Source organism: Actinoplanes sp. NPDC048791 (assembly GCF_040650095.1).
Lineage (GTDB): Bacteria > Actinomycetota > Actinomycetes > Mycobacteriales > Micromonosporaceae > Actinoplanes.
Genome location: NZ_JBEZGQ010000506.1, coordinates 1 through 6,062 on the forward strand (window position 1 = coordinate 1; position 6,062 = coordinate 6,062).

General features: G+C 69.9%; 12 protein-coding genes. 2 read left to right on the top strand and 10 right to left on the bottom strand.

Translation table 11 applies throughout. From position 1 onward, the window contains the following. Both AB0C29_RS29335 and AB0C29_RS29340 read right to left on the bottom strand, forming a co-directional pair. The coding region (locus AB0C29_RS29335; protein ID WP_360826684.1) for a hypothetical protein at positions 1-340 on the bottom strand (340 nt) is incomplete at its 3' end. A gap of 117 nt (positions 341-457) precedes the next feature. Beyond that, entirely contained in the window at positions 458-946 is a 489-nt protein-coding gene (locus tag AB0C29_RS29340) for a PH domain-containing protein (RefSeq protein ID WP_360826687.1), read from the bottom strand. Between the two features lie 76 nt (positions 947-1,022). Here AB0C29_RS29340 and msrB point away from each other — a divergent pair, with 76 nt between their 5' ends. After that, a complete protein-coding gene (gene msrB / locus AB0C29_RS29345) occupies positions 1,023-1,427 on the top strand; it encodes a peptide-methionine (R)-S-oxide reductase MsrB (RefSeq protein ID WP_360826690.1) in 405 nt (134 codons plus the stop codon). On the opposite strand, the gene AB0C29_RS29350 is transcribed toward msrB, so the two are convergent. From AB0C29_RS29350 to AB0C29_RS29375, 6 genes are all read right to left on the bottom strand, one after another. Beyond that, positions 1,408-1,893 carry a dihydrofolate reductase gene (locus AB0C29_RS29350; RefSeq protein WP_360826693.1) on the bottom strand — a complete coding sequence of 162 codons (486 nt, stop codon included), beginning with the start codon at positions 1,891-1,893 and terminating at the stop codon, positions 1,408-1,410. The genes msrB and AB0C29_RS29350 overlap by 20 nt on opposite strands. After that, on the bottom strand, positions 1,890-2,687 hold the full coding sequence (locus tag AB0C29_RS29355; protein ID WP_360826696.1) for a thymidylate synthase: 798 nt from the start codon (positions 2,685-2,687) through the stop codon (positions 1,890-1,892). Before AB0C29_RS29355 ends, AB0C29_RS29350 begins: the two co-directional genes overlap by 4 nt. A 71-nt stretch (positions 2,688-2,758) precedes the next feature. After that, complete coding sequence (locus AB0C29_RS29360) at positions 2,759-3,013, bottom strand: hypothetical protein (protein ID WP_360549552.1); 255 nt, start codon at positions 3,011-3,013, stop codon at positions 2,759-2,761. Positions 3,014-3,087: 74 nt separating this feature from the next. Continuing rightward, a complete protein-coding gene (locus AB0C29_RS29365) occupies positions 3,088-3,300 on the bottom strand; it encodes a DUF397 domain-containing protein (RefSeq protein WP_360549554.1) in 213 nt (70 codons plus the stop codon). 60 nt (positions 3,301-3,360) lie between these two features. Next, positions 3,361-3,966, bottom strand: a complete 606-nt coding sequence (gene wrbA / locus AB0C29_RS29370; RefSeq protein WP_360826699.1) for an NAD(P)H:quinone oxidoreductase — start codon at positions 3,964-3,966, stop codon at positions 3,361-3,363. A gap of 75 nt (positions 3,967-4,041) precedes the next feature. Next, the gene (locus AB0C29_RS29375; protein WP_360826702.1) at positions 4,042-4,317 is read right to left on the bottom strand and encodes an isoamylase early set domain-containing protein; all 276 of its coding nucleotides are present in this window, start codon (positions 4,315-4,317) and stop codon (positions 4,042-4,044) included. Between the two features lie 76 nt (positions 4,318-4,393). Between AB0C29_RS29375 and AB0C29_RS29380 the strand changes: the two genes are divergently transcribed. Next, positions 4,394-4,837 carry a GNAT family N-acetyltransferase gene (locus AB0C29_RS29380; RefSeq protein WP_360826705.1) on the top strand — a complete coding sequence of 148 codons (444 nt, stop codon included), beginning with the start codon at positions 4,394-4,396 and terminating at the stop codon, positions 4,835-4,837. Here the strand turns inward: AB0C29_RS29380 and hemQ are convergent. Together hemQ and AB0C29_RS29390 are read right to left on the bottom strand one after the other, a co-directional pair. Beyond that, positions 4,834-5,541, bottom strand: a complete 708-nt coding sequence (gene hemQ / locus AB0C29_RS29385; RefSeq protein ID WP_360826708.1) for a hydrogen peroxide-dependent heme synthase — start codon at positions 5,539-5,541, stop codon at positions 4,834-4,836. The genes AB0C29_RS29380 and hemQ overlap by 4 nt on opposite strands. Then, on the bottom strand, positions 5,538-6,062 hold a 525-nt coding region (locus AB0C29_RS29390), incomplete at its 5' end, for an FAD-dependent oxidoreductase (RefSeq protein ID WP_360826711.1). The genes hemQ and AB0C29_RS29390, both read right to left, overlap by 4 nt.

Consider the following 6,062-nt stretch of genomic DNA (forward strand, 5'->3'; position numbering starts at 1 on the left):
CGACGCTGGCGGTCGGCGTCGACGGGCTCGGCGACGGCGTCGGGCTCTCGCCACCGTAGCCACCGCTGCCACGGGTGGGTCCGGTGCCGTTGTCGTCCGGCGTCGCACCGTTGTCGCCCGGCTTGTTGTCGCCCGGCTTCTCGTCGTCGGTGTAGCCGTAGTCGCACTTGTCGCCGCGCTGCACCTCGGAACACGGCGTGGTCATCACGGCGGGCTGCTTGGCGCGAGCGGCGGACTCGTCGCCCGTCGCGGCGGCCGGGGCCCCGGTGAGGGCCAGAGCGGCGAGGACGGTGACGCCGGCCGCGGGCAGTCCAGCGGCCAACCGGCGCGTCAAACTCATGAAGGGAATCCGTTCTGTTGCGGTAAGTCCGTCTTGGTCCGGTGGGAGCTTAGCGGCTAATGCCGGATTTGGTGGCATTGCCCCTCCGGCGAGTCCCCATCGAATAGGTGAACGGGCTCAGCTCGGCAGGCCGCCGAAGCGGTGACTGCGCCACAGGTGGGACAGCGCGAAGACCTTGAGCTCGAACTGCGGATCGGCGGCGAACAGCTCACCGCTGTACGGCGCCTGCAACTGCACGCTGGCGCCGGACTCCAGGTAGACGGAGACGACCGTGCGGGCGCCGCGGCGCTCGGCCCGCAGGTCCACGACCCGGCTCCACGGCTGCACCCCCGCGCCGAACGGGGTCACGGTCCGGATGCCGCCGGCGTCGATCTCGGTGCCCAGCCGCGGCCGCAACAGCACCCCGGCCAGCGCACCGGCCAGCGGCGGACCGAACGCCAGCACCGCCCACACCCAGGCCGGTGGTGCGGTGGCCGCCGCCCAGGAGAGGGCCACCATGGTGGCGAGCAGACCGGCCGACACTCCCACCACCGCACCGAGAACGCCGAGGTACATGCCACGGGCGAGGGCCTGCTGCCAGGTGGGGCTGAAACGCGTCGCATCCATGACTGTTCAACGGCTGCCGCCCGGCCCGTCGGCGCACTGGCGGTGCGCCACTGCCGTACCGACGTACCTTTAAAGCATGGCAACTGACAAGACCACCCTGCCCACCACCGAAGAAGAGTGGCGGGTCCGCCTGAGCCCCGACGAGTTCCGGGTGCTGCGCCAGGGCGCCACCGAGCCGGCCTGGCGCGGCGAGTACGTCGACACCAAGACCGAGGGCACCTACGAGTGCCGGGCCTGCGGCGCCGCCCTGTACCCGAGTGAGACCAAGTTCGACTCGCACTGCGGCTGGCCGTCGTTCGACGACGCCATCCCGGGCGCGATCAAGGAGATCGAGGACCGCAGCCTCGGCATGGTCCGCACCGAGATCCAGTGCGCCCGCTGCGGCAGCCACCTGGGCCATGTGTTCAAGGGCGAGATGATGACGGCGAAGAACACGCGGCACTGTGTGAACAGCCTGTCGATCAAGCTCGACCCGAAGTGAGCTCCTCCACGGTGTAACGCACGCCGGTGTCCGACGTCCTGGTGTCGGCACCGGCGGTGAGCTGCCATTCCGGCCCGAGCCGAGGGGCGAAGGTGTCCCCCTCGACGGCGAGGTCGATGCGGGTCCGCACGATGTGCCCGGCGTACGGCAGCAGCGCGGTGTAGACCGCCGCCCCGCCCATCACCCAGAAGTCGTCGTGGACCCGCAGCAGCTCGCCGACCGAGCCGAAGGTCTCGGCTCCGGCGGCGGCCCAGCCCGGTTGCCGGGTCAGCACCACGTTGCGCCGGCCGGGCAGCGGCCGGAAGCGCTCCGGCAGCGAATCCCAGGTGGCCCGGCCCATCACCACGGTCGCGCCCATCGTGCGCTCGCGGAAGATCTGCTGCTCGCCGGGCACGTGCCAGGGGATCGCCCCCTTGGCGCCGATGACGCCGCCGCGCGCCTCGGCCCAGATCATGTGAATGGTCATACCGCGACCGGCGCGCGCAGAGCCGGGTGGTGCTGGTAGTCGACCAGCGAGAAGTGCTCGTAGGTGTAGTCGAAGAGCGACTCCGCCGGCGCGATCTCCAGCTTCGGGAACGGGTACGCGGGCCGGGTGAGCTGCTCGCGCACCTGCTCGACGTGGTTGGCGTAGATGTGGCAGTCGCCGCCGACCCAGATGAAGTCCCCGGGGATCAGCCCGGTCTGCGCCGCGATCAGCTGCGTCAGCAGCGCGTAGCTGGCGATGTTGAACGGCACGCCCAGGAACATGTCGGCGCTGCGCTGGTAGAGCTGGCAGGAGAGCCGGCCGTCGGCGACGTAGAACTGGAACAGCGCGTGGCACGGCGCGAGGGCCATCTCGGGCAGCTCGGAGACGTTCCAGGCCGAGACGATCATGCGGCGCGAGTCGGGGTCGCGGCGCAGCGTGGCCAGCAGCTCGCTGATCTGGTCGACGTGGCCGCCGTCCGGGGTGGGCCAGGACCGCCACTGCTTGCCGTAGACCGGGCCCAGCTCGCCGTTCTCGTCGGCCCACTCGTCCCAGATGGTCACGCCGCGCTCGCGCAGCCACCGGGTGTTGCTGTCGCCGCGCAGGAACCAGAGCAGCTCGACCGCGACCGACTTGAAATGCACCCGCTTGGTGGTGATCAGCGGGAAGCCCTGGGACAGGTCGTAGCGCAGTCGCTCACCGAAGAGGCTGACCGTGCCGGTGCCGGTGCGGTCCGCCTTCGGGATGCCGGTCTCGAGGACCCGGCGCAGCAGCTCTTCGTACTGGGTGTCGACCATGGCGCCACGCTAGCGCCTCCGCCGCCCCGGAGCCGAGAGGGACCCGGGCGGCGGAGGTCACATCGCCGCCACTAATGAGCCCACGACTCACTCATGGCCGAGATCTGCTGGTTGAGCTGCTGGAGGTCACGGTTCGGCTCCTCGCGCTGCTTGGCCGGGTCGACCGCGGCGAATCCGAGCTGAGTGCCGAGCTGCTGCCAGCGGGCGAACAGGATGGACTCCATGAGCACGTCCTTGACGTCCTCGTGGGCTGCCTCGAGCTCATGCACGGCGGCCTCGTACCGCTCCACCTTTTTGAGCAGGTCAGAACTCTCGTGAATGGTCATACCGGCAGGCTACCCAGAAATGAACCTTTTTCAGGTTGATATCCGGATACCGAGGAATGTCCGCCTAGGCCACGCTACAGGTCGAACTCGCCGTCCTTGGCGCCGCCGACGAAAGCGTCCCATTCGTCCGGCGTGAAGAAGAGCACGTCGCCGTCGGGCTTGCGGGAGTCACGGACGGCGACCCCGCCGTCCAGCAGGGCGACCTCGACGGCGGCGGCACCCGGCTGTGCGGTACCGCCGCTGCGGCGCCATACGGCGTTGGTCAGATCAGCCTCGAACTTTTTCACGCCGCACAGTGTGCCAAGTCACGGCCGCGGACGTAAGGGCTGTAACCGGTACGAGTGTCGTCAGTCCTTGAGCTTGCCGGCGACCTTGACGATGCGCTGGGCCAGGTGGTCGAGCGCGGCGTTCTCCGTGTCACCCAGCGGGTTGTCGTTGTTGCCGCCGGTGACGTGCGAGACGCCGTACGGGTTGCCGTCGGCGAACTTCAGCGGGTCCGTGTAACCGGGCGCGACGACCACGCCGCCGAAGTGGTAGATCGTGTTGTACAGCGCGAGCAGCGTCGACTCCTGGCCGCCGTGCGCGGTCATCGAGGCGGTGAAGCCGGCGTACGCCTTGTCGGCGAGCAGGCCCTGCCCCCACTGCGGGCCCAGCGTGTCCAGGAACTGCTTGAGCTGGCTGGCCACGTTGCCGTACCGGGTGGGGGTGCCGAAGAGCACGGCGTCCGCCCATACGATGTCGTCGGCGGTGGCCTTGGGCTCGTTCTTGGTGCGGTCGAAGTGCTGACTCCACGCCGCGTTCGAGGCGATGGCCTCCTGCGGCGCGAGCTCTGCCACCTGACGCAGACGCACCTCGGCGCCCGCCTTCTCCCCCGCCTGGGCGATCCGCTCCGCCATGGCGTGGATCGTGCCGGTCGAGGAGTAGTACACGACTGCGAGCTTCACGTTAGCCACAAAGGGCCCCTTCCGTAGTTGCTTGTAGCGTCAACTATTCCGGAAAGGCTTTCCCGGGCGCAGCCGAACGAAACGTCAGAGCACAAGTTCACTGCCGTGCGGCCCGACCGCGTCGGCGTGCTCGTCGTCCAGCCACACGCCGTCGCTGGCGAGATACCGGAAGCGGTAGTGGCCCGGCTCCAGCCGCACGGTGACCGTCCGGGTGCCGTCCCGCCGGTCCTTGAGCTCGTGCAGCCCCGGTTCCCAGTCGTTGAACGTGCCGACCACGCTCACCGGCCCGGCCGGGGCGTCCTTGGGCAGGCAGAACGTCACCCGGGTCTTGTCGCCGAAGAGCTTGCTTCGCTTGATCATTCTCGCCTCCAGAGTGCGCGGCTCCTCCTGCACCAACGGGCGAGGGTGCGTTTCGGTGACGCCTAAAATCCGACTCATGCATCCGGAGCCCCGAGACGAGATCCGGGTGGCGTCGTTCCGCGACCTCGACGCCACCACCCTGTACGCGATCCTGAAGCTGCGCGTCGACGTGTTCGTCGTGGAGCAGAAATGCCCGTACCCGGAGCTGGACGGGCGCGACGACGAGCCCGGCACCCGCCACGTGTGGCTGGCCCGGGGCGACGAGATCCTCGCCTACCTGCGGATCCTCGACGACGGCGGCACCGAGCGGATCGGCCGCGTGGTGACCGCCCCGAACGCGCGCCAGGGTGGCTATGCGAGCAGGCTGATGACCCACGCGCTCGAGGTGATCGGCAACCGGCCGAGCAGGCTGGAGGCGCAGGCGTACCTCACCGGCTTCTACAGCCGCTTCGGCTTCGTGCCGACCGGACCCGAGTATCTGGAGGACGGCATCCCCCACGTACCCATGAAGAGGTCTTAGGGCAGGGCAGCGACAAGCTCGGTGACCGAACGGCGGCGACCGGTGTAGAACGGCACTTCCTCGCGGACGTGCCGGCGGGCGGTGGACGCGCGCAGGTCACGCATCAGGTCGACGATGCGGTGCAGCTCATCGGCCTCGAACGCCAGCATCCACTCGTAGTCACCGAGGGCGAACGAGGCGACCGTGTTGGCCCGCACGTCCGGGTAGCCGCGGGCCATCTTGCCGTGCTCGGCCAGCATGAAACGCCGCTCCTCGTCGGGCAGCAGATACCACTCGTAGGAACGGACGAACGGGTACACGCAGATGTACGGGCGGGCCTCCTCGCCGGCCAGGAACGCCGGCAGGTGGCTCTTGTTGAACTCGGCCGGGCGGTGCAGCGCCATCTGGGACCAGACCGGGGCCAGGTGGCGGCCCAGCGCCGTCCGGCGGAAGAGCCCGTACGCCTCCTGCAGCGCGTCCGGCGACTCCGAGTGCCACCACACCATGATGTCGGCGTCGGCGCGCAGGCCGGCCACGTCGTACGTGCCCCGCACCACCACGTCCTTGCCGAGCAGCTGCTCGAACAGCGCGTCGACCTCGCCGGCCAGGTCCTCGCGCAGGGCCGGCAGCGGCGACGCGACCTTGAAGACCGACCACATGGTGTAACGGATCGTCGCGTTCAGTTCCTTGACCCGCGCGGCGTTGGTCTGCGGCTGATCGGTCATCGCTCCTCCAGGTGTTTCAGGACGTCATCGGCGGCACTCTCGCCGCTGGCCACACAGGCCGGAATGCCCACCCCGTCGTACGCGGCGCCGGCCAGCACCAGGCCGGGCCGGTCGCTGAGCGCTGCCCGGGCCAGGGCCACCCGGTCAAGGTGCCCCGGGGCGTACTGCGGCAGGCCGCCACCCCAGCGTTGCACCCAGGTCTCCACCGGCGGCGGCAGCTCGCCGCCGAGCAGCCGGCCCAGCTCGGCGTGGGCGGTCGTGGCCAGCACGGGATCGGGCGGTTGCAGCCGCTGCTCCTCGCCGGCCCGGCCCAGCGAGGCCCGGATGATCACCGGACCGCCCTCGCGGCGCAGGTGGGACCACTTGTGGGTGAAGAAGGTGGCCGCCTTGACCAGGGTGCCCTCGGTCGGCGGCACGAGGAAGCCGGACAGGTCGGGCAGCGGCGTGCCGGGCGGCAACGCCATCGCGATCAGCGCGACGCTGGCGTAGTCGAGCGCCTCGATCTCGGCGGCCGCGGACAG

Coding starts and splice junctions, on each gene's coding strand:
- AB0C29_RS29340 (WP_360826687.1), bottom strand. CDS start 946: ATGGATGCGACGCGTTTCAGCCCCACCTGGCAGCAGGCCCTCGCCCGT.
- msrB (WP_360826690.1), top strand. CDS start 1,023: ATGGCAACTGACAAGACCACCCTGCCCACCACCGAAGAAGAGTGGCGG.
- AB0C29_RS29350 (WP_360826693.1), bottom strand. CDS start 1,893: ATGACCATTCACATGATCTGGGCCGAGGCGCGCGGCGGCGTCATCGGC.
- AB0C29_RS29355 (WP_360826696.1), bottom strand. CDS start 2,687: ATGGTCGACACCCAGTACGAAGAGCTGCTGCGCCGGGTCCTCGAGACC.
- AB0C29_RS29360 (WP_360549552.1), bottom strand. CDS start 3,013: ATGACCATTCACGAGAGTTCTGACCTGCTCAAAAAGGTGGAGCGGTAC.
- AB0C29_RS29375 (WP_360826702.1), bottom strand. CDS start 4,317: ATGATCAAGCGAAGCAAGCTCTTCGGCGACAAGACCCGGGTGACGTTC.
- AB0C29_RS29380 (WP_360826705.1), top strand. CDS start 4,394: ATGCATCCGGAGCCCCGAGACGAGATCCGGGTGGCGTCGTTCCGCGAC.
- hemQ (WP_360826708.1), bottom strand. CDS start 5,541: ATGACCGATCAGCCGCAGACCAACGCCGCGCGGGTCAAGGAACTGAAC.